The sequence below is a fragment of the Geothrix sp. 21YS21S-4 genome, assembly GCF_030845995.1.
Classification (GTDB): Bacteria; Acidobacteriota; Holophagae; order Holophagales; family Holophagaceae; genus Geothrix.
In genome coordinates this window covers 1,659,669-1,683,089 of record NZ_CP132719.1, presented here as the reverse complement: position 1 = coordinate 1,683,089, position 23,421 = coordinate 1,659,669, and the positions used below count along the sequence as shown (strand labels likewise).

17 protein-coding genes and 1 other RNA gene are annotated in these 23,421 nt (G+C 68.5%); 8 read left to right on the top strand and 10 right to left on the bottom strand.

Annotated elements, in window-relative coordinates:
- Positions 1-1,149 (top strand): butyrate kinase, encoded by a 1,149-nt coding sequence (gene buk, locus RAH39_RS14075; protein WP_373467354.1) that lies wholly within the window; start codon positions 1-3, stop codon positions 1,147-1,149.
- A 285-nt stretch (positions 1,150-1,434) separates the two neighbouring features.
- On the opposite strand, the gene RAH39_RS07655 is transcribed toward buk, so the two are convergent.
- Positions 1,435-2,130 carry a nitroreductase gene (locus tag RAH39_RS07655; RefSeq protein WP_306589492.1) on the bottom strand — a complete coding sequence of 232 codons (696 nt, stop codon included), beginning with the start codon at positions 2,128-2,130 and terminating at the stop codon, positions 1,435-1,437.
- Between the two features lie 9 nt (positions 2,131-2,139).
- Positions 2,140-3,042: a bifunctional enoyl-CoA hydratase/phosphate acetyltransferase gene (locus tag RAH39_RS07650; protein ID WP_306589491.1), complete on the bottom strand. Its 903-nt coding sequence runs from the start codon at positions 3,040-3,042 to the stop codon at positions 2,140-2,142.
- Positions 3,043-3,104: 62 nt separating this feature from the next.
- Between RAH39_RS07650 and RAH39_RS07645 the strand changes: the two genes are divergently transcribed.
- From RAH39_RS07645 to RAH39_RS07635, 3 genes are all read left to right on the top strand, one after another.
- Positions 3,105-3,452 (top strand): TfoX/Sxy family protein, encoded by a 348-nt coding sequence (locus RAH39_RS07645; RefSeq protein ID WP_306589490.1) that lies wholly within the window; start codon positions 3,105-3,107, stop codon positions 3,450-3,452.
- Positions 3,449-4,156: a 16S rRNA (uracil(1498)-N(3))-methyltransferase gene (locus RAH39_RS07640; protein ID WP_306589489.1), complete on the top strand. Its 708-nt coding sequence runs from the start codon at positions 3,449-3,451 to the stop codon at positions 4,154-4,156. The genes RAH39_RS07645 and RAH39_RS07640 overlap by 4 nt, the downstream gene beginning before the upstream one ends.
- Positions 4,157-4,295: 139 nt before the next feature.
- Complete coding sequence (locus tag RAH39_RS07635) at positions 4,296-7,499, top strand: S41 family peptidase (protein ID WP_306589488.1); 3,204 nt, start codon at positions 4,296-4,298, stop codon at positions 7,497-7,499.
- A 145-nt stretch (positions 7,500-7,644) separates the two neighbouring features.
- On the opposite strand, the gene RAH39_RS07630 is transcribed toward RAH39_RS07635, so the two are convergent.
- From RAH39_RS07630 to RAH39_RS07620, 3 genes are all read right to left on the bottom strand, one after another.
- Entirely contained in the window at positions 7,645-8,790 is a 1,146-nt protein-coding gene (locus RAH39_RS07630; RefSeq protein WP_306589487.1) for a M29 family metallopeptidase, read from the bottom strand.
- A gap of 47 nt (positions 8,791-8,837) precedes the next feature.
- Positions 8,838-10,760 carry a HEAT repeat domain-containing protein gene (locus RAH39_RS07625; RefSeq protein ID WP_306589486.1) on the bottom strand — a complete coding sequence of 641 codons (1,923 nt, stop codon included), beginning with the start codon at positions 10,758-10,760 and terminating at the stop codon, positions 8,838-8,840.
- A gap of 72 nt (positions 10,761-10,832) precedes the next feature.
- Positions 10,833-11,210 carry a PilZ domain-containing protein gene (locus tag RAH39_RS07620; protein ID WP_306589485.1) on the bottom strand — a complete coding sequence of 126 codons (378 nt, stop codon included), beginning with the start codon at positions 11,208-11,210 and terminating at the stop codon, positions 10,833-10,835.
- A gap of 96 nt (positions 11,211-11,306) precedes the next feature.
- Here RAH39_RS07620 and mtgA point away from each other — a divergent pair, with 96 nt between their 5' ends.
- Positions 11,307-12,020: a monofunctional biosynthetic peptidoglycan transglycosylase gene (gene mtgA, locus RAH39_RS07615; RefSeq protein ID WP_306589484.1), complete on the top strand. Its 714-nt coding sequence runs from the start codon at positions 11,307-11,309 to the stop codon at positions 12,018-12,020.
- Here mtgA and RAH39_RS07610 read toward each other — a convergent pair.
- The gene (locus RAH39_RS07610) at positions 12,017-15,058 is read right to left on the bottom strand and encodes a ligand-binding sensor domain-containing diguanylate cyclase (RefSeq protein WP_306589483.1); all 3,042 of its coding nucleotides are present in this window, start codon (positions 15,056-15,058) and stop codon (positions 12,017-12,019) included. The genes mtgA and RAH39_RS07610 overlap by 4 nt on opposite strands.
- A 153-nt stretch (positions 15,059-15,211) precedes the next feature.
- Here RAH39_RS07610 and RAH39_RS07605 point away from each other — a divergent pair, with 153 nt between their 5' ends.
- Positions 15,212-16,198: a malate dehydrogenase gene (locus RAH39_RS07605; RefSeq protein WP_306589482.1), complete on the top strand. Its 987-nt coding sequence runs from the start codon at positions 15,212-15,214 to the stop codon at positions 16,196-16,198.
- Positions 16,199-16,251: 53 nt separating this feature from the next.
- Here the strand turns inward: RAH39_RS07605 and RAH39_RS07600 are convergent, their stop codons facing one another.
- Entirely contained in the window at positions 16,252-17,001 is a 750-nt protein-coding gene (locus tag RAH39_RS07600; RefSeq protein WP_306589481.1) for a Crp/Fnr family transcriptional regulator, read from the bottom strand.
- A gap of 563 nt (positions 17,002-17,564) precedes the next feature.
- Positions 17,565-20,948, bottom strand: a complete 3,384-nt coding sequence (locus tag RAH39_RS07595) for an adenosylcobalamin-dependent ribonucleoside-diphosphate reductase (protein ID WP_306589480.1) — start codon at positions 20,946-20,948, stop codon at positions 17,565-17,567.
- A gap of 246 nt (positions 20,949-21,194) precedes the next feature.
- On the opposite strand from RAH39_RS07595, the gene ffs reads away from it, so the two are divergent.
- An RNA gene (gene ffs, locus RAH39_RS07590) (signal recognition particle sRNA small type) lies at positions 21,195-21,290 on the top strand.
- 196 nt (positions 21,291-21,486) lie between these two features.
- On the opposite strand, the gene RAH39_RS07585 is transcribed toward ffs, so the two are convergent.
- Complete coding sequence (locus RAH39_RS07585) at positions 21,487-22,335, bottom strand: TIGR02757 family protein (RefSeq protein ID WP_306589479.1); 849 nt, start codon at positions 22,333-22,335, stop codon at positions 21,487-21,489.
- A 141-nt stretch (positions 22,336-22,476) separates the two neighbouring features.
- On the opposite strand from RAH39_RS07585, the gene RAH39_RS07580 reads away from it, so the two are divergent.
- The gene (locus tag RAH39_RS07580; RefSeq protein WP_306589478.1) at positions 22,477-22,878 is read left to right on the top strand and encodes a hypothetical protein; all 402 of its coding nucleotides are present in this window, start codon (positions 22,477-22,479) and stop codon (positions 22,876-22,878) included.
- A gap of 20 nt (positions 22,879-22,898) precedes the next feature.
- On the opposite strand, the gene RAH39_RS07575 is transcribed toward RAH39_RS07580, so the two are convergent.
- Positions 22,899-23,408 (bottom strand): hypothetical protein, encoded by a 510-nt coding sequence (locus tag RAH39_RS07575; protein ID WP_306589477.1) that lies wholly within the window; start codon positions 23,406-23,408, stop codon positions 22,899-22,901.
- Positions 23,409-23,421 lie beyond the last annotated feature (13 nt).

Here is a 23,421-nt window from a genome sequence, read left to right as displayed (position 1 = left end):
ATGCGGCTGCACGCCTACGGCGAGTGGCAGCGCACGCCGAAGGACACCTTCTTCCGCCGCCACCGGGTGCTGGTGCTGAACCCGGGTTCCACCTCCACCAAGACCTCCGTCTACGAAGGCGACGAGGAGCGGTTCACCGACGAGATTCAGCACCCCGCCGAGGAGCTGAAAGCCTTCGAGGGGCGGCCCATCACCGATCAGTTCGCCTTCCGCAAGGACGCGATCCTGGGCTTCCTGGCGGACCGCGGCCTGGGCCTGGGCGACCTCGACGCCGTCGCGGGCCGCGGCGGACTGCTGCGCCCGATCCCCCACGGCACCTGGAACGTCGGACCGGCCATGCTGGCGGATCTGAAGGCCGGCGCCCGGGGCGAGCACGCCTCCAACCTGGGCGCCCTCATTGCCGCCGAGCTGATGGCGGGGACGGGCAAGCCCGCCTACATCGTGGATCCCGTCGTGGTGGACGAGACCGATCCCAAGGTGAAGGTCTCGGGCCTGAAAGAACTGCCCCGCCGGGTGGTCAGCCACGCCCTCAACCAGATCGCCACGGCCCGGCGCTACGCCGAGGGGCGCGAGACTTTCTACGAGCGGATCAATGTCATCGTGGCCCACATGGGCGGCGGGATCACGGTGGGTGCCCACCGCAAGGGCCGCTACATCGACGTGAACAACGGCCTGGATGGCGAAGGGCCGTTCTCCCCCCAGCGCAGCGGCACGCTGCCCGCGGGCCAGCTCATCGACCTGTGCTTCTCCGGCAAGTACACCAAGGGCGAGTTGAAGCTGCTGAACAAGGGCCGCGGCGGGATCATCGATCTGTTGGGTACCGCCGACATGCGCGAGGTGGAGCGCCGCGTGGACGCCGGCGACCCCGAAGCCACGCTGGTGTGGGAGGCCCTGGCCTACCAGGTCGCCAAGGGCATCACGGCCCTGCTCCCCGCCTTCGACGGCGAGCCCGTGGACGCCGTCCTGCTCACCGGGGGGATGGCCCGCTCGTCCAAGCTGGTGGCCGAGCTGCGCCGCCTCACGGCCGCCCTGGGCTGCGAAGTGCAGGTGTACCCCGGCGAGAACGAAATGGCCGCCCTCGCGAAGGGCGCGCTGCGCGTCCTCTCCGGCCGCGAGACCGCGCAGGACTATCCGCCGCAAGAAGGCTAAAAGCGGAGGAGAACTGAGGTAAAGCGGAGGAGCGCGGAAAAAGATCTTTCTCTGCTTTCCTCCGTTTTTCCTCTGCTCCCCTCCGCTTTTAAAATCCTCTTCTCACCTTCAATCCCCGTAAAACCCCGCGAACTCGCTCACGCGGACCAGGCGGAAGAAGAAAAGTTGAAACCGCAGATTACGCAGATAGCGCAGATGGGTACCGATCTGGAACCCGTGTGAATCTCCAGACCCGGAGCCGCTTCTGCGTCATCTGTGCCATCTGCGGTTACAGCTTTTCAGTCTTCATTCTCCATGAAACCGCGCGAATTCCGAGATGGGCGCGCGTTCGGTGACAAGGGTGTTCTCGACGGCGTCGGAGTCGGCGTGGCCCAGGGCCATACCGCAGACCACCATCTGGTTCGGCGCCAGGGCCAGTTCCTCGGCGATGACGCGGTGGAACTGGGTGAAGGCCGCCTGGGGGCAGGTGTCGAGGCCTCGGGCGCGGGCCGCCACCATGATGTTCTGGAGGAACATGCCGTAATCGAGCCAGCTTCCCAGGGCGAGGCTCCGGTCGATGGTGAAGATCAGGCCCACCGGCGCGTCGAAGAAGCGGTAGTTTCGCCCGTGCTGGTCGTGCATCCGGGCCTTGTCCGTCTTCTCGATGCCGAGGAGGCCGTACAGGTCCCAGCCCACCTTCCGGCGGCGGTCGAGGTAGGGGGAGGTCCATTCCTTGGGGTAGTAGTCGTACTCCCGCTCGTGCTGCGCGAGCTGGGCGGGATCGGCGTAGATCGCGAGGATCCGATCGGACAACCGCTGTCGAGTGGCTCCCATCAGGACGTGGACCTGCCAGGGCTGGATGTTCGTGCCGGAGGGCGCCCGCGAGGCGACTTCCAGGATCTCTTCCACCACAGCTTTGGGAACCGGCGTGGGCAGGAAGGCGCGGATCGACCTTCGGCCCGTGATGGCGGCGTCCACGGCGGCAGCGTCGAGGGGCTTCATGGGGCCTCCTCAGGCCAGCAGGGCTGCCAGGGCGATGGAGCTGAGCTTGGTCTTGGCGGTGTCGCCGCGGCTGCTGAGGACGCAGGGGACCTTGGCGCCAGCGACGACGGCCGCGATCTCGGCGCCGCCGAGCTTGGTGCCGGCCTTGTAGAAGGTGTTGCCCGAATCCAGGTTGGGGAAGAGGAGGCAATCCGCGTCGCCGGCGACGGGCCCGCCCATGCCCTTGATTCGGGCGGCCTCGGGGTCGATGGCGCCGTCCAGGGCCATGGGGCCGTCCACCAGCGCGCCGGTGATCTGGCCGCGCTCCGCCATCTTCGAGATGAGGGCCGCTTCGGCGCTGGAGCGCAACTTGGGCTGCACCTGCTCCGTGGCGGACAGGACGGCCACCTTGGGCGTGGCGATGCCCAGGGCCTTCGCGGTCCGGACGAGGTAGCCCAGGATGGCGACCTTCTCCTTGAGCTCGGGCTCCGGGATCACCGCCACGTCCCCGGCGATGAGCAGCTTGGCGTGGCCCGGGTGCTCCATCACCGTCACGTGGCTGAGGATGGCGCCGGGCGGAAGCAGGCCCTGTTCCTTGTTCAGGATGGCCCTCATGTACTTGTCCGTGCTCAGGAGGCCCTTCATTAGCAAGTCCGCCTCGCCCGAATGGATCAGCGCCACGGCGCGGGTCGCCGCTTCCGTATCGACGGGAACATGGACCATCCGGAAGCGCTCCGTCGGAAGGCCGAGTTCGGCGCAGACCTTCTCCATGACGGCCTGATCGCCCACCAGGATGGCCTCCACCAGCCCCGCCTCCACCGCCGCGTTCACCGCCTCCAGGGTGTGGGCGTCGTTGGCCCAGGCCACCGCCAGGCGCTTGCGGGGGCGATCCTTCACGGCGCGGAGCAGGTCGTCGAGGGTCTCGATCCGCATGGCGGTTCCTGTCAAAAAGGCCGGGCGCGCCGGCGGGTCCTCGGGAAGGTAGCATGGTCCCCATGGCCGTTTCCGTGAGCTTCCGCACATACCTCCTGGAGCAGTTGGGCCAGGTCCGCCCCGTCACCACGCGGCCCATGTTCGGCGGGCTGACCTTTTTCGTGGAGGGCCGGGCCTTCGCCCTGGCGGCCGGCGACACGCTCTACTTCAAAGTGGACGACACCAACCGTCCGGACTTCGAGGCGGCGGGCATGGGACCCTTCCTGCCCTTCGGCGATCCCGCCAAGCCCATGCAGTACTACGAGCTGCCGGCGGAGGTGCTGGAGGATCCGGATCAGCTCGCCCCGTGGATGGCCAAGGCCGTGGCGGTGGCCTTCCGCGTGAAGTCCAAGCGGAAGCCGCGCCCTTGAACCTGGTCCTGCTGCTGCCCGAGGATCTGATCGCTCCGGATCGCGCGCGCCTGGCGGGCCGCCGGCTGCGGCACGTGCGGGACGTCCACCGCGCGAAGGCGGGGAATGACTTGGCGGTGGGAGTCCTCGGCGGGAGGATGGGCCAGGGCAGGGTGGTGCACCTGAATGACGAGGCCCTGGAACTCGCGCTGGAGCTGGACCGCGAGCCGCCCCCGAAGCTGCCGTTGACGCTGGTGATCGCCGTGCCGCGCCCGAAGGTGCTGAACCGCGTGGTCGCCGCTGCCGCCAGCCTGGGCGCGGCCCGCATCGTCCTGCTCAATGCCTGGAAGGTGGAGAAGGCCTACTGGGCCAGCCCCCGGATGAAGCCCGAGAACCTGTGCGAGCAGCTGATCCTGGGCCTGGAGCAGGCCAAAGACACCGCCCTGCCGGAGCTGCGCCTGGCGCGGCTGTTCCGCCCCTTCGTGGAGGACGAGCTGCCCGGCCTCCTCGACGGGGGAACGGCCCTGCTGGCGCATCCCGGCGGAGGCGGCTCCGTGCCCGGCCCCTTGACCGGGCCCGTCACCCTGGCCATCGGCCCCGAAGGCGGCTGGATCGACGCCGAGATCAAAAGCCTCCTGGAAGCGGGCCTGCGCCCCCTGGACCTCGGCCCCCGCATCCTCCGCACCGAAACCGCCCTCGCGGCGCTCGTCGGGAAGCTCTTCTAGGAACCGCGAAAGGCGCGAAAATTCGCGAAAGAAGAGCCTGTATTTGCCTTTTTCGCGTCCATTCGCGCCTTTCGCGGTTGCTTGGCTTTTTGTTCCTCGTTACACGAGGTATGATGACGCACCCTCTCCGGAGTCTTTGATGTCGACCTTCCGCGCCTCCGCCCTCGCGTTCGTGGCCTTCGCTCTGGTGGCCCAGGACCGCGCTCCACGCTTCGTCAGCTCGCCCGATGTGAACGGCGATCGCGTGGTGTTCACGTGGGAGGACGACCTCTGGCTGGGCTCCCTCAAGGGCGGTCCCGCTCGGCGCCTCACCACCCATCCCGGGCTGGAAACCGCGGCCCGCTTCAGCCCCGACGGCAAGTGGATCGCTTTCAGCGCTCAGTACGGCGGCGCCACCGAGGCCTACGTCATGCCCGCGGAGGGCGGCGCGCCGAAGCGTCTTACCTGGACCGGTTCGGTCACGGTGCAGGGCTGGAGCCCGGACAGCCGCAAGATCGTGTTCAAGTCCCTCGGCGGCTACGATTTCCGTCCCGTCGAACGGCTGTTCACCGTGGATCTGGACGGCCACGAGCCCGAAGCCCTGGCCGTGCCCCGGGGCGTGCAGGGCACCCTCGCGCCCGACGGCCAGCGCCTGGCCTATAGCACCAAGGGCGTGGTGGAGTACTACTGGAAGCGCTACAAGGGCGGCCGCCATCAGGACCTGTGGCTGGCGGACCTGAAGACCGGCGGCTTCACGAAGCTCACGGACTACGTGGGCCGCAACGGCGCCCCCATCTGGGCGGGGGACAAGGTGGTCTTCGAGTCCGACCGCGGGGCCGGCGGCATCACCAACCTCTATGCCGTGGACCCCGCCACCAGGGCCGTGGAGCAGCTCACGGACTTGAAGGACTTCGACATCCAGCAGCCCAGCACGGACGGGCGGACCGTGGTCTTCGTCCAGGGGGGCCGGCTCCAGGCCCTGGATCTCGCCACGAAATCGGTGCGCCCCGTGCCCGTCACCGCGGCCAGCGACGGGTGGAAGGCCGCGCCGCGCCCCCTCAATCCCAAGGACTGGATCCAGTCCATGAGCCTGGTGGGCGGCACCGCGGTCTTCGAGGCCCGGGGCGAGGTCTTCCTTCTGCCGACGGACGCCTCCAAGCCCGCGAAGAATCTCACGCAGACGCCGGGAACCCGCGAGCGCTTCTCCCGCCTATCGCCCGACGGCAAGCGCGTGGCCTACTTCAGCGACGCCAGCGGGGAATACGACCTCTACGTTCAGCCCGCCGAGGGCGGTTCCGCGGAGCGCATTCCCACGGGCCTCAAGACCGCGCTCTACCACCTGGAGTGGAGCCCGGACGGGACGAAACTCCTGTTCGGCGACAAGAGCTTCGCCATCCACGTCCTGGACCTCGCCACCAAGAAACTGACGAAGGTGGACGAGTTCCACGACCTCAAGAACGACCAGTTCACCTGGGAGGTGAGCGACTACGCCTGGTCGCCGGATTCGCAGTGGGTGGCCTATTCCCTGGTGGAGCCCAGCCGCAACGGCCGCATCGTCCTCTTCAATCTCGCCACCAAGCAGAAGGTTGCCCTGACGGATGGGTTCTACGACTGCGTCGATCCCCGCTTCGACCTGGACGGAAGCACGCTCTACTTCCTCAGCTACAGCAATTTCCAGACGCGGCTGGACCCCAGCCAGGACAACCATATCCAGCCCACGCCCGTCCAGGTCATGGCCGTGAAGCTGAAGGCGGGCGATGACAAGGCGTCGGCGCCCTTCCGCATCGACGTGGCGGGCCTGTCCGACCGCATCGCGCCGCTGCCCGTGAAGGCCGGGAACTACTTCCACCTCAAAGCCGGCCGGGGGATGGTCGGTTGGGACGAGACCGAAGGCTGGGACGACAGCGTGGTGGAGGAGTTCTACGCGCCCCGGGGCGCCGCCAAGTGGAAGGTGCACCTCTACGACGTTTCCGCCAAGAAGAACCCGGAAGCGGTGCTGGCGGAGCCCGTCAGCGACTGGACCTTCGACGCCGACGGGAAGCGGCTGCTTCTCCGCAAGGGGCCGGATTTCCACGCGGGCGAAGCCGCGGCGGTGTTCGCGTCCAAAGCGCTGCCGGAAAAGCTCGACCTGGAACGCATGACCCTGACCGCCGATCCCCGGGCGGAGTGGAAGCAGATTTTCGAGGACACCTGGCGGTGGTATCGGGACTTCTTCTGGTCCCCCACCATGAACGGCAACGACTGGGAGGCCATCGGCGCCAAATTCCGCGCGTGGCTGCCCGAGCTGAATTCGCGCCAGGAACTGAACTGGCTGCTGAGCCAGATGGTGGGGGAGCTGAACGTGAGCCACACCTACGTATCCGGCGGCGATTTCGGGCCCGCCCGGCCGGCGCCCAGTCCGGTGTACACCGGTCTTCTGGGGGCTGATTTCCGCGCCGAGAACGGCGTCTACCGCTTCGCCCGGGTGTACGGTCCCACAGCCTTGGCGCGGGACCTCAAGGCGCCCCTCGCCGACGGTGGTCCCAAAGTGAAGGAAGGCGAGTATCTCCTCGCCATCGACGGGAAGCCGCTGAAGGCGCCGGAAGCCGTGAGCGCGCGCCTCCAGGTGATCAAAGGCCAGAAGGTGACGCTCACCGTGAACGCGAAGCCCACGATGGAAGGGGCGCGGACGGTGGAGGTGGAGCCCGTCGTCAGCGATTCGAGCCTGCGCTACGAGCGCTGGGTGGCGGACAACGTCGCCGCTGTGGACAAGGCCTCCCACGGCCAGCTCGGTTACATGCACATCACCGCCATGGGCGACCAGAACATCGGCCAGTTCGACAAGTACTGGCGCGCGTTCCGCTACAAGAAAGGCATCGTGGTCGACGTGCGCGGCAACGGCGGCGGGTGGACCGAGTACTTCATGATCGACAAGCTGGAGCGCAAGCAGGCGGGCTTCAACGTGCTGCGTGGCATGGGCCCCTTCCGCTACCCCGGCACCGCCTCCGATGGCCGCTACGTCTTCCTCACCAACGAGCAGAACGGCAGCGACGGCGAGGCCTTCCTCATGCACGTCAAGGCCCGCAACCTCGGCACCATCGTGGGCGTCCCCAGCTGGGGCGGCCTCGTTGGCATCATCAACACCCAGTTCACCCTGGACGGTGGCCGCGTCGAGCAGAGCAACAACGGCTTCTACGGCAAGGAAGGCCAGTGGTGGGTGGAAAACCACGGCGCCGACCCCGACCTCCTCGTGGAGAACGATCCGGCCAGCCTGATGAAGGGGCAGGATCGGCAGCTGGAAACGGGAATCGAAACCCTGTTGAAGCAGTTGAAGGAGAACCCGACGCCGAGTTTCCCGGCGATTCCGACGTATCCCAAGCGGTAGGATTGCTTTTAAAGAAACTGAAAAAAATTACCTCCGGCTTGATATCCGCCCAGAGAGGGTGGGGCTTTCATGATGAACGAGCCCTTAATTACAAGGGCCTCGATCGATGAGGCTGTGGAGGTGATTGGGGTGAATGTAGAAAAGTTCAGAATTCCACTGCGTAATTTCCCTCCCTCATGAGCAGCGTGTCGTTCCCGTCCGTCATCTGGAGGTTTACGGACACTACCTTCACATCCGGCTGAGTCTCAGGCACGTAGACGCGATCGATGTGGATGACGGCCTCTAGACTGCTGAAGTCCTTGGGTCCGACTTGGCCGCCGAAGTGGTCGCTGCGGCCGAAGGCGAGATGTAGGCCCAATTTTTCGTCCAGGAGGATCTCGCCGATGGGTTTGATTCCGAAGGCGGCGAGGACGCCGAGGCCCAGTTCGGCGAGGTTGCCGTAGGTGGGCTCCTCCGCGAGGTGGGTGGCTTCTTCTCGGGATTTGGGGCCTTCGGAGATCACTGCCACCGCCTTGTTTCCTTCGATGCGGTAGCGGACGATTTCGCTGCCGAACTGGACGGGCATGATGCCCGCGGTGCGGCTGGGATCGCCGGCGAGCTCGCCCTCGTAGGGGACGATGTAGGCTTCGCCGGAGGGCAGGTTTCCGGCGGTGCCGGGGTTGGGAAGCAGCCCGCCGGAGGCGTGGCCCGCGCGGTGGCGGAGGTCCACGTGCAGGGCGCAGGGGCCGTCGGGGGTCTCGAACCGGAAATCGGCGCCCTCGGCTCGGTCCAGCAGGTCCTTCAGGAGCTCCACCCGCCGGTTCACTTCGGTGTAGTCCAGGCGCAGGGCGGGGATCATGTCGACGCCGAAGCCGGGCATGGTGGCGGCGCGGATGGGGTGCTTCTTCGCGGCCATCTTCAAGGGCGCGGTGGCGGAGAACTTGGTGAGGGCGATGAGGATGGGATGGGTGGCGTAGAGGTCGGCGAAACTCACCGAGGCTGCCGGATCCAGCGCATCCGCTGAGGGCAGGGGGCCGCCGGCGTGGAACCAGGCCCGCTCGGGCAGTTCTCCGTTGTTGGTGTGGACGTTGGGATAGACGGCCAGGCGCGTGTCCATACCGAGTTCGGCGCGGTGGGCGGACAACTGCGCGGCCCAGTCCTGGGCGATGGCGCGGCGCACGGCCCAGGCGGCGTCGTCGCGAACCTGGGCGTCCGGCAGGTCCACGAGGATGGCCAGGGCCGCTTCGCCGGGCCGGGGCTGGAACACCCGCCGCACCAGCGCCACCAGTTCGGGACCGTCCAAGCGTTCCATGGAATCCTCCGTCCGGAGGATGCCCTGGGAGGGCGCGCCTGTCGAGGTCAGGCGGAGGCGAGCTGGGCCAGGGCGCGGGCGCAGGACTGGAGGTGCACGAGATCCTCCAGGGCGACTTCGCCGGGCGCGTGCTTCTTCGCGAGGGTGGCCTGGAGCAGGTCGGACAGCTCCGGCCACAGGTTCTCGTCCGCCGCGTGGAGGGAGAGCAGGGCGTCGGCGATGCGGCGGCGGAGGGGCCACGGATGCCGGTCGGCCCAGCCGCCGTGGACGGCCCGGAGCAGGGCGCCCGACGCGTCGTGGGGCAGGGGCGCGTGCGGACCGTGGGCCTGTACCAACGCTTCCACGGCCACGGCGTGCAGAAGGGAGATGTTCAATTCCGCCGCTTTTCCGGAGAGGGCCAGGGCGGCGGAGGGATCGCCGAGGTTCCGCAGGGCCTCTGCCAACCCGAGCTGGATCCGGGGGGCCTGTCCCGAATGGAGCAGTTCCAGCAGCGGCTCCACGGCCTGGGTGGAACCGATCGCGCCGAGGGCTTCGAGGACGGCGAGGAGGACGGTTTCCCGGGAGTTGGTCGCGGCGAGGGCCAGGAGATCAGGCACGAGGGCCTCCAGGCGGTGCATCGCGGTGAAGCGAAGCCCCATGAGCAGATCCTCGGGATCCGCCAGGAACGCCCGCGCCGCGCCTTCGGGATCGGGCAATTGGCCCAGGTGCCAGAGGCTGCGGTCCGCGAGATCGGTGATGGCGTCCTTCCGGGCCTTCAGAAGCGCCGGCCGGAGTTCCGGATCCTTCCGTTCGCCGAGAACCTCCAGCGCCGCGCTGCGGAGGGCGCCGTCCGACAGGTCCAGCAGCAGGTCCAGGAGGGCTTCCGACGAGGGAGAAACGAGGCGGGCGAGGGCGGCAGCGACGCCCGCATGACCGGTGGCCTGTCGGAGGGACTCGGCGAAGGGCTCCAGCAGGTGCTCCCTCCCGATCCGACCCTCCACGGCGAGCGCGGCCAGGCCTTGGGCGGCGGTATCCAGAGTGAAGTCCAGGCGCCGGGCCCGCTGCACGGCGGAATCGCCGGCCTGGCCCAGGTGGCGGCCGAGAACCGCGGGCTTTTCCTCCAGGGCGGCGGCGACGGTGTCGACGAGGAACATTCCCAGGCGGCCCGGTTCCGAGGCGCGGATGGCCGCGAGAGCGCCGGGCAGGCGCTCCGGCTCCTGGGAGGCCAGGTCGGCGGCGGCCTGGGGTTGGCGCTCCTGCTGGTGAAGGGCGAGGGCCTGGCGGGCCTTTTCCAGCACTTCGGCCCGCGGAAGGGAACGGTAGGCGTTGAAGAGGGCCCGGACTTCACGCTCTTCCAGGGCCTCGCGGTGGGCCTCGCGGAAGAGGTCCAGCAGGCAGCCGGCCGCGTCGTCGGAGGGCACCTGGCCCAGCAGGCGCAGGGCGTGGCGGAACACCAGCGGATCGGGGTGGGCCGCGGCGCTCTTGAGGGGTTCGAGGCTGTCCGCGGTGAGGAGCTTGGCGAGCTGGTGGGCGCCTTCATTGGCTTCGGAAGGCTGGGCGCTGCCCTGGAGAAGGCGCGAGAAATGGTGCTGGAAGGCCTCGGCGGGATCGGCTTCGAGGAGCACCGTCTCGACCGCTTCGCGGAAGCCCGCGGTGGCCCGGCCCAGGGCCAGCTCCTTGAGGGCGGCGAGGGAGGCGGGTGTGCGCATCCGACCCACGGCGCGGGCCCCCGTCTCGAACAGCGCCAGATCCTTGTCGTGGCGGAGAAGCCGCGTCAGGACGGGCAGCCACTGGGGCCAGGGATGGTAGTAGCTGAACTCCACCACCAGCCGCTTCAGATCCGGCGAGCAGGACACCTTCTGGACGCGGGGGGCCAGTTCCTCGATGGCCGTCAGCCCTTCCTCCCCCGCCAAGCGGAAGAAGGCGAGCTGGTCCGTGCGCTCGGTGGGGTCGAGCCGATCCAGAAAGAGTTCAAATGAGGATTGCTTCATGCACCATCCGCCATGGGTCCCCATCGGCAGGGGAAAAGGGCTTCATGACCGGGTTTCGCCGCTCGGCGGCGGTCAATCCCGGGCCAGGCCGGCGATCACGTGACCGTCGATGAGGTCCCGCACGAAGGGCGTCAGGCCTTGAAACTCCACCCCCATCAGGACATAGCCGCTGGTCTTCCCCGGAACCTTCCCCAGGATCCGGAGGACCACGGCGGACAGGGGCACCAGGGGCAGATCGGGATGGTCCACATAGAGGGATTCCAGAAGGTCCCCCACCTCCAGCTCCCGGGCGTCGGCCATCTGGACTTCCAGCCCGCACCCGCCGGCGCTGAGGTTGGCGAGCCGGCCTCCCGAGACCTCGCGTCCCCGAATCTGGAACCGGATGCCGTACGCGCCGCCGCTGGTGCTCAGGCGCGAATGTTTCCGTTGTTCGCGGGGCTCAAGGGTCATGAGGGCTTCCGGGGTTCCGGGCCGGGCGGCTCAGGATCCCATGCAGACCCATCGGCACGGCGGCTGGCAAACTGGTGTTTTCGATGGGAATGGGACATGGCGAAAGCGAAGGGCGGATGGCGGCGGCGGATCCTCCTGGCGCTCGCCTGGCTGGTGGGCGGATTCGTCGGGTCCACCGCGATCGTCGTCCTGTTCTTCCGGTTCGTCCCGGTGCCCGTTTCGGCCCTGATGGTCCAGCGGCGGGTGGAAGCGTGGAGTAGTTCCGAGACCTACGTCGCCCGGCACCGCTGGGTGCCGCTGGAGGAGATCGCCCCCTGCCTGGGCGCCGCGGTGATCGCCGCGGAGGATCAGACGTTCCCCGAGCACTTCGGGTTCGATTGGCAGGCCATCGAGAAGGCCGTCCAGCACAACGAGCGGAGCCGCCGGAAGCGGGGCGCGTCCACCGTCTCCCAGCAGACCGCCAAGAACCTCTTCCTGTGGAACAGCCGCTCCTGGACGCGGAAGGGGCTGGAGGCCTGGTTCACGCTCCTCCTGGAAGCCGGCTGGTCCAAGCGGCGGATCCTGGAGGTCTACCTGAACATCGTGGAATTCGGCGACGGGATCTACGGCGCCGAGGCCGCCTCCCGCGCCTTCTTCGGAAAGCCAGCCAAGCGGCTCGCCCCCGCGGAAGCGGCCCTGCTCGCGGCGGTCCTGCCCAACCCCCGCAAGTTCCGGGCGGACGCGCCCAGCGACTACATCCGCGGCCGCCAGGCCTGGATCCTCAATCAGATGCGCCAACTGGGCGGCGAGCGGATGGTGAAGGGGCTCTAACTCCAGACGACGTCGAGTTGCCGCGGCCCCGCGAGGAACTCCACGGCGCCTTCCTGGATCCAGCGATCGGGCGCCTCACCGAAACGGGCCACCAGATCCGCAGGCCCGCCCGGGCGCGCCGTCACGCCCAGCCAGGCGTCCCGGCCGGAGCGCTTGGCGGCATACAGGCAGCGATCCGCCAGCCGGACTTGGCTCTCCCAGTCAGCGGCGTCGGTCCGGTCCGGTTGGAAGGGGAACAGGGAGAACCCGATGGAGCAGGTGAGGGCCACGGGAGTGGCTTGGCCCAGGTCGAAGGGATGGGTCCGGATCGCGTGATGGAGGCGGTTCACTGCCGCGGCGGCGCCCGCGAAATCGGCGGTGTGGCCCACGAACAGGATCTCCTCTCCGCCCCAGCGGACGAGGAAATCCGAGGCTCGGGCCTCGCGCTTCAGCACGTCCGCGAGTTCCTTCAGGGCGAGGTCGCCCGCGGCGTGGGTCCAGGTGTCGTTGATGCGCTTGAAGTGGTCGACGTCCAGCATCGCGAACACCAGGCAGCCGTCCACCGGCAGGCCGGGGCCGGGATGGTTGCGCCGGGCGCGGAGGGCCAGGCCCATGGCGGGCGGCAGCTCTTCGCTCAGGTAGCGGCGGTTGCGGAGGCCGGTGAGCGGATCGGTCCCCGAGATGGTGGTGAGGGCGAGGTTGCTCAGCTCCAGGGCCTCCGTCCGCTCGTAGACCAGGAGTTCCAGTTCATCGTTCCGCCGGCGGAGCCACCGGACCCGCCAGCGGAGGACGGCCGCCCCCGCGGCGCCAAGCAGTCCGGTCCACAGCAGCCAGGCCCAGCCCCGCCGCCACCAGGGGGGCAGGACGCGGAAGGTCACGGTTACGGCAGGGCCGGGCTCCGCGCCCTCCAGGACGGCGCGGACGCCGAGGCGATAGTTTCCGGACGGCAGGGCCGGGTACCGGAGTTCGCTGCCCGGGAGATCGCTCCATTCCTTTTCCAGGCCCTCCAGCCGCCCCTGGAACCGGAGCCGGCCTTCGTGCTCGAAGGCCAGGGAGCTGAAGCGCGCGGACAAGCTGCGCTCGCCGTAGCGGACGTCGCCCAGGCTGTCTCCGGGCCGGTCCCAGTGGCGGGAGCCCAGGGAGAGGGAAAGGAGCGTGACGGCGGGGGAGCGCCAGGGAACGCCGGCGCCTTCGGTCCGGTGGTGGAGCAGGCCCGCCGTGGATCCGAACCACATCCCGCCGTCCCCGTCGGCCCAGGTGGACGACGGATTGCAGTCGGTGCTGGCCAGGCCGTCCTCCCGGCGGTAGAGGCGGAAATTCCGCCCCTCCATGCACTGCACGCCGCGGGGACCGCCGATCCACAGGCGGCCGACAGCATCGGCGGTGAGGCTGTACACCGAATCGCTGGCGAGCCCCTCCTTTCGGCCGAGGTTCTCCAGGACCCGCGGAGTGTCGCCGCGCAGGTCCACGCGGGTGAGGCCGAAGGGCTCCAGATAGGCCACCCAGGCGGTGCCGTCCGGCAGGGCGGCCAGGGCCCGGAGGGCGCCAGGGCGCAGCCCGACATCCGAGCCCCAGGTATGCCAGCGGTCGCCGTCCAGGCGCGCCAATCCGCGGCCGGTGGTGGCCCACAGGCGACCCTGGGCGTCCAGGTACAGGCTGGTGATCTGGCCGGGATCGCCGTCCAGAAAGGGAGCCCGGCGGAAGACGGGCCGCTTCGAGGGCTCGCTGATCCGCCACAGGCCGTCCGTGGACGTGCCCATCCACAGCGAGCCCCCGCTGTCGAAGGCCAGGGCCATGGGTACGGCCAGACCCGGGGAAGGGGGCAGGGGAACGCGGGTGAGCTGTCTGCGATCAGGGCTGATGCGCACGAGGAAGGGATGCTCCCCAGCGCCCCAGATGCTGCCGTCCGGCCCTTCTCTCAATTCGTAGAGGACGAGGCCCGCGCCGGCGGGAAACGGCTCCGGTCCCCGCGGACCCATGCGGGCGAGGCCCCCGCTGGTGCTGATCCACAGCGCGCCGGAGCGGTCGCGCAGGAGGGCCCAGGTGCTGTCCGCGGGCAGGCCGTCGAGCCGGGAGAAGTTCTCCCACGCGCCCCCGCCCTGGAGGCGGTGCAGCCCCAGGCTGCCCACCCACAGACTGCCCGCGCGGTCTACCAGGGCCAGGTTGGCCCAGCCGCCGGGCAGGCCCCGCCCTTCGTCCAGCAGCCGCCAGCCGGTCCGGGAATCGAAACGGAGCAGGCCCTTGGCGGTGGGGATCAGGACGCCGCCCTCCCCGTCGTCGGCGAGGGATTCCTCGTAGAAGCTGATGGCCAGTGAGGGCAGGCCCATCGCGGGCGGCACCATTCGGAGGGAACCGGGGCGCAGGATCCGAAGCGCGGTGGGCGTGCGGGCCCAGAGGGTCCCGGCCCGGTCCAGGAGCACGGCTTTCACGGGGCCGGGATGCACGCCCTCCGCCGGTCCTAGGGACCGCCACCGGTTTTCCGCATCCCGGAAATGGACGGCGGACGCGCCGCCCACCCACATTCCGGAGTCGTCCGAAACGAGGGAATAGGCGGGTCCGCCGGGCCAGCCCTCGGCCGGAGCGAAGGGTGAGCCGGGTCCCGCGCTGCGGAACAGGCCCGACTCCGCCGCCACCCACACGCCGCCGTGCGCGTCGGCCAGGATCCGGTGGATGCGGGCCGCGGTGAGGGGATCGTCCGGCGCCACGCGCTGGACGCGGCCGCCCCGCAGGAAGCAGAGGCCCGCGCGGGTGCCGATCCACAGCCCTCCGTCCGGCGCGGGTCCGAAGGCCCGCACCCAGGCGGAGGGAAGGCCTTCCGGCAGGCTCCATAGTTGGAAGCCCGCGCCGTCGAAGCGGTAGGCGCCTCCTTCCGTTCCCACCCACAGGAAGCCTTCCGCGTCCTGGGCGAGGGTGGTGAGGCTGGGGTGCTCCAGCCCTTCGGCCGTCCCGTAGGCCCGGAACACCATCCGACCCGACGCCGGCATGCCCGCCGGAAGCGGGGCCAGCGCCAGGAGGGCGAGGCACAGGGATCGGAGAAATCGGAAAGAAGGAAAGGGCATGGTGGTCCGCTTCTCTCTGATCGGCAGAACAATCGCGGAACTTTCCAGATGAAATGCGCGGGCGCGGGCATGCGTCACGATTCCCGACCTGCCGGTGCAGTGTTCCCGCCGGCGGGGTATAGAATGGGCCCACCATTCCCAGGAGGTCCCAGCATGAAGTCTCCCGTTCGCGTGGCCGTCACCGGCGCCGCCGGCCAGATCGGATACAGCCTGCTCTTCCGCATCGCCAGCGGGGCGATGCTCGGCGACGACCAGCCCGTCATCCTCCAGCTCCTGGAGATCACCCCAGCCCTGAAGGCCCTCCAGGGCGTGGTGATGGAACTGAACGACTGCGCCTTCCCGCTGCTGGCGGGCGTGGTCACCTCCGACGATCCCATGGTCGCCTTCAAGGACGCGGACTACGCCCTGCTGGTGGGCGCCCTTCCGCGCAAGGCCGGGATGGAGCGGAGCGACCTCCTGAACGCCAACGGCGGGATCTTCAAGCCCCAGGGCCAGGCCCTCAGCGAAGTGGCCAGCCGCGAGGTGAAGGTGCTGGTGGTGGGCAATCCCGCCAACACGAACGCCTATATCGCCCTGTCCAACGCCCCCAAGCTGAAGCCTTCGCAGTTCCACGCCATGGTGCGCCTGGACCACAACCGCGCCATCTCCCAGCTCGCGGAGAAGACCGGCAAGCCCGTCACCGCGATCAAGAAGATGACCATCTGGGGCAACCACAGCGTCACCCAGTTCCCCGATCTCTACCACGCCACCGTCGACGGCAAGAACGCCTACGACCTGGTGAATGACCACGCCTGGTACGAGACCACCTACATCCCCACCGTCGCCAAGCGCGGCGCCGCCATCATCGAGGCCCGCGGGCTCAGCAGCGCCGCCAGCGCCGCCAACGCCGCCATCGACCACATGCGCTCCTGGGCGCTGGGCACCCCCGAGGGCGATTGGACCAGCATGGCCTTCGTTTCCGACGGCAGCTACGGCGTGCCCGAGGGCCTGGTCTACGGCTTCCCCGTCACCGTGAAGAACGGGAAGGTGGAGATCGTCCAGGGCCTGGACATCAACGAGTTCAGCCGCGCCAAGATGGACGCCACCGCCAAGGAACTCGACGAAGAGCGCCAGGCCGTGAAGCAGCTCGGCCTCGCGTAGCGGGATTCTTCGAAAGAGAAGCGCGGGAGGCGTCCGCCTCCCGCGCTTTTTCATCAGGCGCGAAGGATCTCCAATACTAAGTCCGGGTGCGTCCGCACGAAGGCCGCGCGGGCGGAAGCGGGGATCACAGCCAGAAAGCAGGTCTCCTCCGCCACGACCGTCGCCTCGTGGGGGCGCTGGCGCAAGTAGGCCTCCAACTCCAGGAAGCCGCCGGAAAGATCCTCGGCGCGGAGGAGGCGGTCTCCCACGCGAACGGTTCCCATGGCCACCTGGAAAAGTGCGTCGGCCTTCGACCCGGCTTCGAAGATGACCTCGCCCGTCTCGACCATCCGCCGTTCCGGCGCCAGGTGGAAGCGGGTCCGGAGCTCGCGCAGTTCGTCGTTGGCCTCCTTCAATCGCGCCGTGAACTGGTGGCACAGGATACGGGTGAGGTTCGGAAACCCTTCCATGATGGCGTCGAGGTGCGCGGGCTTCAGGTGCAGCGCCTGGCACGCCCCCACCGCCCGCACCGTGGCCGTGCGCCGCTGCGCGCCGAAGTAGGCCATCTCTCCGATGATGGTCGGCGTCTCGGGAGCGCATTCGATCTGCGCCAAAGGCCGTGCCGTCCCGTCCGGTAGGGCCTTCTCCACCACCAGGCTGCCTTTGCGGACGATGAAGAGGTCCTGGCTCTCCTCCCCTTCGACGACGAGACGCTCCCCGTCGCGGAACCGCAGGAGGGCGATGTCGGGATGTGCGGCCAGCAGTGGCCCCAGCTCCGGGTCCGAAGCCAAGTCCAGGGCGGCGGGGTCGAGGGGATCGGGCATGCCGACATCTTCTGATGAGAAAGAAGGATCGGCCACGGATAAACGCGGATGGACACGGATTGATCTGGAGGTGGGATCCAAAGACAACGAGCAGGGGAGAAGGGCGGAAGCCAGGAGGACGGAAGAGCTTTACACCTGGGCGATCGGTGGATCTCTGTTTGAAAAGCTGAAACCGCAGATGTCGTCGATGGCACAGATGGGCGCCGATTCATCATGGGTGAGCCGGCTTCTCAATCGGTGTGATAGCACTTGCATTCAAAGATAAGGATCACCACCAAGACACGAAGACACCAAGAAAAGTGTGTTCGATCCTCTCGCTCTTCTTAGTGCCCCTCGGTGCCTTGGTGATGAAAAGAAAACCTTGGGTCTTGATCCCCTATTGGCATGAAGTCCTTTCTGCGTCATCGGCGACATCTGCGGTTCAAAACTTTTTCTTCGCACCCTTCGCGACTCCGCCTTTCCGCTTTCATTCCTTCTTTTGAGCCATAAGCCAAGCCCCAACGAAAAGGGCGGGATGACTCCCGCCCTTGCTTTCTCTGCGTTCTCTGGGGTGAACGGATTTTCTAGCTGCACCCCGTGGTCGCGCCGCAGGTCTGGCACTTCATGCAGGCGCCGTTGCGGACGAGGGTGAGGTGGCCGCATTCGGGGCAGGGGTCGCCGGTGTAGCCCTTTTCGCGGGCGGCCCGGGCGGCGGAGGCCGCGGTGGCGGTCTTGGTGGCGCCGACGGCGACGGGTTGGAGCGCGGGCTGCGGGGTGTTCTCCGCCTCGGGGAAGGGCAGAGGTGTGCCGGTGGGGAGGACGGGGAGGGCGCCTGCGAGGCCGGGAGCCTGGGTGCCCGGACGGAGGCCGGTGGCGGCGTTCACGATCTGGTCGGCTTCGACGTGGGCCAGGTCGTAGCGCCCGAGGTAGCTGATGGCCAGTTCGCGGAACACGAAGTCGATGATGCTGGTGCTCATCTTGATGGAGTCGCTGCCCATGACCATCCCGCCCGGCTCGAACCGGGTGAAGAGGAAGGCGTCGCAGAACTCCTCCAGGGGCACGCCGTGCTGGAGGCCCATGCTGACGGCGATGGCGAAGCAGTTGAGCACGGCGCGGAAGGCGGCGCCCTCCTTGTGGATGTCGAGGAAGATCTCGCCGAGGCTGCCGTCCTCGTATTCGCCGGTGCGGAGGTAGAGCTTGGTGCCGCCCACGGTGGCCGCCTGGGTGTAGCCCCCGCGGCGGTTGGGCATCCGCCGGCGGTAGGTGCGCACCAGCTGCTGAGTGAGGGCCTGGGCCACCACCGGCGCCTTGTCCGCCGGCGCGGCATCCTCGTCCAGCAGGGTGTCGGCGCCGTCCAGCAGGTCCAGGTTGGTGGCCATGGCCTGGCTCATCTTGGAGCCGTCGCGGTAGAGGGCGACGGCCTTCAGCATGAGCTGCCAGCTGGCTTCGTAGATCTTCCCGATCTCGCCGACGGTGGCTTCGGCGGGGAGGTTGATGGTCTTGCTGATGGCGCCGCTGAGGAAGGGCTGGGCGGCGCCCATCATCTTCAGGTGGCCCACGGGGGCGATGTAGCGCCTGCCGAGGCGGCCGCAGCGGTTGGCGCAATCGAAGATGGGCAGGTGCTCGTCCTTGAGGTGGGGTGCGCCCTCCACCGTCATGGTGCCGCCCAGGGCCTGGAGGAAGGCCTCCACCTGGTCGGCGCTGAAGTCCTTCTTCAGCCGCTCGGCGTCGAGGGCGAAGGAGGGATCGAAGGCGGTGGGGAGCTTCTGCTCGACGGCCGCGATCTCCTCCTCGGCCCAGCCGGCGCCGCGTAGCATGCTGCGGGTGATTCCGGGCGTCTCGTCCGTGATCTGCTGCCAGCCCACCACGTAGCGCTCGATGTCCTGGATCTGGGAGGGGGCGTAGCCCAGGCGGGCCAGTGCCTCGGGAATGGCGCCGTTCACCAGTTTGAAGTAGCCGCCGCCCGCCAGCTTCTTGAACTTCACCAGCGCGAAATCGGGCTCGACGCCGGTGGTGTCGCAGTCCATCAGGAGGCCGATGGTGCCCGTGGGCGCCAGCACCGTCACCTGGGCGTTGCGGAAGCCCCACTGCTCGCCGTAGGTGAGGGCGGTGTCCCAGCTCTCGCGGGCCGCGTCCACGATGCGCTTGGGGACGCCCGCGCCGTGCAGCCCCTGGGGCCGGATGGAGAGCTGTTCGTACTCCGACGCCGGCGCGTTGTAGGCGGCGCGGCGGTGGTTGCGGATGACCCGGAGCATGTGGGCGGCGTTCTTCGCGTAGCCGGGGAAGGCGCCCAGTTCGTGGGCCATCTCGGCGCTGGCGGCGTAGGCGTCGCCGGTGAGGATCGCGGTGAGGGCCGCGCACCACTGGGTTCCCTCCACGCTGTCGTAGGGGATGCCCATGCGCATCAGCATGGCGCCCAGGTTGGCGTAGCCCAGGCCCAGGGTGCGGAACTCGTAGCTGAGCTGCGCGATGGAATCGCTGGGGAACTGGGCCATCAGGACGCTGATCTCCAGCACCACGGTCCAGAGGCGGATTCCGTGGCGGTAGCCCGCCAGGTCGAAGCCGCCGTCGGCGGTGAGGAAGGTGCACAGGTTCAGGGACGCCAGGTTGCAGGCGGTGTCGTCCAGGAACATGTACTCGGAGCAGGGGTTGCTCGCGCGGATGGGCCCGTCCTCGGGGCAGGTGTGCCAGTCGTTGATGGTGGTGTCGAATTGGATGCCGGGATCGGCGCAGGCCCAGGCCGCTTTGTTCACCTTCTCCCACAGGTCCTTGGCGCGGAGCTTCTTCGAGGCCCGGCCGTCCACGCGGCGCTTCAGATCCCAGTCGCCGTCCATTTCCAGGGCGCGCATGAAGGCGTCGGGGACGCGCACGGAGTTGTTGGAGTTCATCCCGCCCACGGTGTAGTAGGCCTCGCCGTCCCAGGAGGTGTCGTAGCCCGCCAGGTCGCGCTCGAAGTCGCCTTCCACGAGGCGGCCCAGGCACTGCGTGAGGAAGGCCGCGGGCGCCCCTTCGCGCTTGGCGCGGGCCAGGGCCTTGCGGAGGGCCTCGTTGGTCTTGGGATCCGCGTCCTTGACGGTGGAGCCCTCCACGGCCTTGCACAGGGCGTCCCACTGGCGGCGGAGGACCGCACTGCCGGCGGCCATCATGGCGACCTTGCGCTCCTCGGTGACCTTCCAGTCGATGAAGGCCTCGATGTCGGGATGGTCCAGGTCGAGGCAGACCATCTTGGCCGCGCGGCGCGTGGTGCCGCCGCTCTTGATGGCGCCGGCGGCGCGGTCGCCCACCGCGAGGAAGCTCATGAGGCCCGAGCTGCGGCCTCCGCCGGAGAGGGGTTCTTCCGAGCCGCGCACCTTCGAGAAATTGGTGCCGGTGCCGGATCCGTACTTGAAGATGCGCGCTTCGCGCGTCCACAGGTCCATGATCCCGCCCTCGTTCACGAGGTCGTCGGCCACGCTCTGGATGAAGCAGGCGTGCGGCTGGGGGCGCTCATAGGCGGAGCTGGACTTCCGCATCTCCCCGGTGGCGGGATCCACGTAGCTGTGGCCCTGGGCCGGCCCGGAGATCCCGTAGGCGAAGTGCAGGCCCGTGTTGAACCACTGGGGCGAATTGGGCGCGCACATCTGGTTGGCGAGCATGTAGGTCAGCTCGTCGTAGAAGGCCTGGGCGTCGTCGGCGGAATCGAAGTAGCCGTGGGTCTCGCCCCAGTGCCGCCAGCAGCCCGCCAGCCGGTGGAAGACCTGCCGGGCGTCCTTCTCCCCGCCGTTCTGGGCGTCGATGCCCTTCCGGCGGAAGTACTTCTGGGCCAGGATGTCCACCGCCACCTGGGACCAGGTCTCGGGGACCAGGACGCCCTTGGCTTCGAAGACCACCGTGCCGTCGAGCTTGGTGATGCGGCTGGTCCGCGGGACGAAGGGAATCCCCTCCAGCGGATCCTGACCTGCCTTCGTGAAGTGGCGGGCGATCTTCATGGCGCTGTCCTGGTAGAGAAAGGGTGAGGAAGGACGTGGATCCGGCCTTTCCAGAAGAGTGCGCAAAGCCGTCCCCGGAGTCGGGAGCCTTGCAATCGACCTCTACGGGTTGTGCCGGAAGGAAAGGATGACCCCAAGATATGGGGGCGTCAAGGGCCCTCCACGGATTTTTCCTTTCGTGCCGGTTCCTTGCGGAAGGCCCCCATCCCTGGCGGGATCCCCGGGCTTGCGGATAGGCTGAATACAAGCCGGGCCCCATGCATCGGGGTGCGATGAACCGGGTCAGGTCGGAAGAAGCAGCCCTAAGTCGTTCCCCCGAGTGCCGTGGCAAGCCCGGCCCTTTCGCGCCTGGGGCGCAAAAGGGCCGGAGCTGCCATCGATCCGGCTGCGCCGGATCGAATCGGCACTGGCATGCGCTCGGCGCCGGGTCCCGATTTCGCGAGCTCCGTCGGAGCCCGCTCCATCACCCGGCGGTTGCGCACGTGGCAAGCCCGGCCCTTTTGTGCCTCAAGACGGGAAAGCGCGGACCTGCCCTCGCTCAGGCTCCCGCCCGGCACACGGCATAGAGCGGACATCCTCCGCAGGTGCTGCGCTGCCGGACGCCGGGGCAGTCCCCGAGGATGCCCAGGTGGCTGAGGGCGAAGTCGTAACGGAGAGGATCGGCGGGGTCGAGGCGGCGGAGGGCGTCGGTGATCTCGCGGGCCATCCGGCCATCCGGCGTGGCTCGTGCGGTGAGCCCGATGAACCGGGAAACCCGCGCCACGTGGGTGTCCAGGGGAATGACCAGCCCCTCGATGGGAAGCCGCGTCCACAGGCCGAGGTCGGGCCAGGCGGGCCGGGCCATCCAGCGCAGGAACATCCGCCAGCGCTTGCAGGCGGCGCCTTGCAGGGGATCGGGAAGGGAGAACCGCACGCCGTAGGAAGGGGGAAGCTCGGCGCGCAGGCGCTGGATCAGGCGGGAAAGGGCCGCGTCCGGATTCTCGCCGCCCCGAGTAAGGAGGTGGGGCTCGAGTCCGGCGCCGCTCTCCGCGTCGAGGGTGCGCCAGGCGAGGAGCCAGGCCGCGAGATCCGCGCCCGTATGGAAGCGCCAGACCCAGGCGGCCAGGGCGTCTTCCAGTTCCCGGCGGACTTCGTCGGCTCCGTGTTCCCGCAGCCAGGCGGCGGGATGGGCCCCGAGGGGCGCGAGGGCCGCCCGGACGGCGCGGATCATGGGATCCACGCGGCCGTAGGCCAGGTGGGCGGCCACGAAGGCCGCGACTTCGCGATCGAGGGGCGAGTCGTAGCCCAGGGGGACGGAAAGGGGGTCCTTCTCCAGCGCCGCGGGGATGTCGTAGCGGGCGCAGAGGCCATCGAGATGGGCCTTGAGGGTGGGAGTGGAAATCCTCATTCCGCCAGTGTCCCAGGGGCTCTACGGGAGGCGCGAACGAAAAAACCGCACCTCGTGCCTAAAATCACTATGTAAGCAAAGGGATTGCCGCTAGGCTGATGAACGGTGGCCCGTGCGCCCCTACTGGAGCAGCAACCGCACATGATGAACCTGCGTGGCCTTGGCAATCTGGCGAAGATCCTCGAAGAAGCAGCGAAACCCGATTCCGTGTTGCGGGAAGACCGAGAAAAGCCCAAGCCCAAGGTTCTGAAAAAGGGAGAGAAGGTCGCGAAAACCCGGACCATCGATCCCAAGCGGAAGGTGTGGTACGAGAAGCGGCTGAAGGAAGTGGCGGCGAAGACGGCCGTGTCGGACGTGCCCGCCGCGGGCCCCGTCACCGCGCCCATCGTTTCCCCCGCTCCGGCCCTGACCAAGAGCGTGGCCTCCAAGGTGGGAGGGTCGCTTCTGCAGACCCTGGCCGCCGCCAAGGACGCGAAGCCCAAGATCGACGGCCCCAAGCGGTCCGAAGCGTGGCGCCGCAAGCCCGGCGAATCGATCTTCTAGCCGATAGCCAGCGTGGACGTTCAGGCCCCGACGGCAGTCGGGGCCTGAACTTTGTACTTCCGCCCGATCCAGGTGGAGGCCAGCGGGCGTTCGAAGCGCGCGCCGCGCAGGTCGCCGAGGGAGAAGAGGCCCAGGTCGAGGATGGGCGTGGTGCCGTCCAGGGTTCCGTCCGCCAAGCGGGCCTCCAGTTCCTCCCGATCGAAGGCGCGAAGCCCCCCGGGGAATTTCGCCACGACCACCTGCGGCCCGAGGAGACCGAGTTCCAGCCGGTCCGCCAACTGCTTCAGGCCCCGCAGCATCCCGTCGATGGCGCAGCCGGACGGCTGAGTGGCCAGGGTGGGCTCCGCCACCGCCAGCACCTGGCCCTCCAGGAGGGCCCATGTCGCCTCGTACTGGATGCCCTTGTGGCGCCATCGGCCGAGCAGCGCGTCCAGTTCCGGCGCCAGCTTCGCGGGGTCCGGAGCCCGGTGGAAGGCGAGGAGCCACAGGCGGGATTCATCGGGGAGGGCGGCAAAGGAAATGGAGGTCATGGGGGCTCCATGT